Origin of the sequence: Candidatus Pelagibacter communis (genome assembly GCF_001180225.1) — a bacterium.
GTDB classification, from domain to species: Bacteria; Pseudomonadota; Alphaproteobacteria; order Pelagibacterales; family Pelagibacteraceae; genus Pelagibacter; species Pelagibacter ubique_D.
The window spans coordinates 1-1,614 of sequence record NZ_CVST01000056.1; the positions used below are offsets into that span (position 1 = coordinate 1).

A 1,614-nucleotide genomic window follows, 5' to 3' on the forward strand; every position below is an offset into this window, starting at 1 on the left:
ATTGCTTTTGCAGCCTTGCTATTAATAATACCGGGCTTTGCAACAGATTTTTTTGGGTTTTTATTAATATTTCCAATCAGTAGAAAATTTATTTTTAAAAATTTTTCAAAAAGATTTAATAAAAAGAAAAAAGAAAAAAACAATTTTATTGATGGAGAATTTGAAGATATAGAAGATGACGATGAAAACAGAAAAATATAAAATTTTAAGTCGATTTATAAAAGACTTGTCGAGTGAAACACCAGATATAGAAACATATTTATTTGTAAAAGATAGAATAGCTAAATATCAACTAGGAATAGACATAAACTCCAAAGCATTAAAAAATAAAATGGTAGAAATAAATACTACTTTTAAGTTTGAGGATAGAGAAGAAAATAAAAAAAAATCGTACTTTGAAATAATTTATACAACAATAATTAAGATAGATGATGATGTACAAGATAAAAAAGAGTTAGAGAAGATAATTCTATGCGATGCGCAAACTACAATCTACCCCCATATGGAAAAAGCTCTTTTAGATCTTTTACACAATTCAGGTTTTCCTGGAGTAAAATTTGAAAAAAAAGTGGATTTCGAAAATCTATATAACCAAAGATTTAATTAAAATAATTTTTTTTTAAATTTTCTTTCAAATACTTCTTATGTTTTTCCACTTCATCGGGAGAAGGTAGGACTACTTTCTTATAATATTCAGTTTTTAAATTTTTATTTTCTTCTGGTTCTAAATTCTGTTTAAAATCTAAAGTTGGTTCTTTTTGATCGATTAAATTAATATAAACTTTTGCCAGTAAGTCACAGTCTATAAGTGCTGTATGATGAGTTCTTCGCGAGTTATCTATTCTGAACCTTTTGCACAGAGCATCTAAATTTACCTGCGATCCAGGATATTTTTCTCGTGCTAAAGTTAATGTATCAATAATTTCGTTATGAATTTTATTCTTACCAAACAAGTTAAGCTCATTGTTTAAGTGAGCTATATCAAATTCTGCATTGTGTATAATTAGTCTTTTATTCTCAATAAATTCCAAAAAATCATCAACTATCTCATGGAATTTTTTTTGTGTTGATAAAAATTCATCAGAATATCCATGAACTTCAAAGGCCCTTTCTGAAACTTTTCTCTCTGGATTAAGATAGCAATGAAATTTATTATTTGTAGGAGTTAAGTTTTCTAGTTCAATACAACCAATTTCAACTATTCTATGGCCATCTTTAACGGATATTCCAGTTGTTTCTGTATCTAATACTATTTCCTTCATTTATCCTATCAAGTTTAAAATTTCTTTAATTTGTTTTTTTACTGCGTTTTTTCTAAAATTATTTTTGATTATAAAGTGTGATTTTTTTTTTTTATATTTTTTATTTAGTTGAATTTTTCTAAACATTCCTACAAGTTTATTATTAAAATTTAATCTATTTTTTAACCTTTTATCAATATCTTTTCTTTTTGAATCAATAAAAATCAATATATCATTTTTATTATAGATTTTATTTTCAATTAGTAGTGGGATGTCTAAAACAACAATTTTTTTGTTCTTATTTTTTCTTAAGAAAAGATTTAATTTTTTTCTAACTTCTTTATGAACAATATTTATTATATCCTTAAGATTT

At 24.4% G+C, this 1,614-nt stretch carries 4 protein-coding genes; 2 read left to right on the forward strand and 2 right to left on the reverse strand.

What is annotated here, in order from left to right:
* Both AMN99_RS04285 and AMN99_RS04290 read left to right on the forward strand, forming a co-directional pair.
* Positions 1-201: FxsA family protein (locus AMN99_RS04285; protein WP_143323932.1), on the forward strand; the 201-nt coding region annotated here is incomplete at its 5' end.
* Positions 182-607: a protein-export chaperone SecB gene (locus AMN99_RS04290; protein ID WP_075506595.1), complete on the forward strand. Its 426-nt coding sequence runs from the start codon at positions 182-184 to the stop codon at positions 605-607. The genes AMN99_RS04285 and AMN99_RS04290, both read left to right, overlap by 20 nt.
* On the opposite strand, the gene dnaQ is transcribed toward AMN99_RS04290, so the two are convergent.
* Together dnaQ and AMN99_RS04300 are read right to left on the reverse strand one after the other, a co-directional pair.
* Entirely contained in the window at positions 600-1,262 is a 663-nt protein-coding gene (gene dnaQ / locus AMN99_RS04295) for a DNA polymerase III subunit epsilon (protein WP_075506596.1), read from the reverse strand. The genes AMN99_RS04290 and dnaQ overlap by 8 nt on opposite strands.
* A partial coding sequence (locus AMN99_RS04300) for a dephospho-CoA kinase (protein WP_143323933.1) occupies positions 1,263-1,614 on the reverse strand: 352 nt, incomplete at its 5' end. It abuts the gene before it with no gap.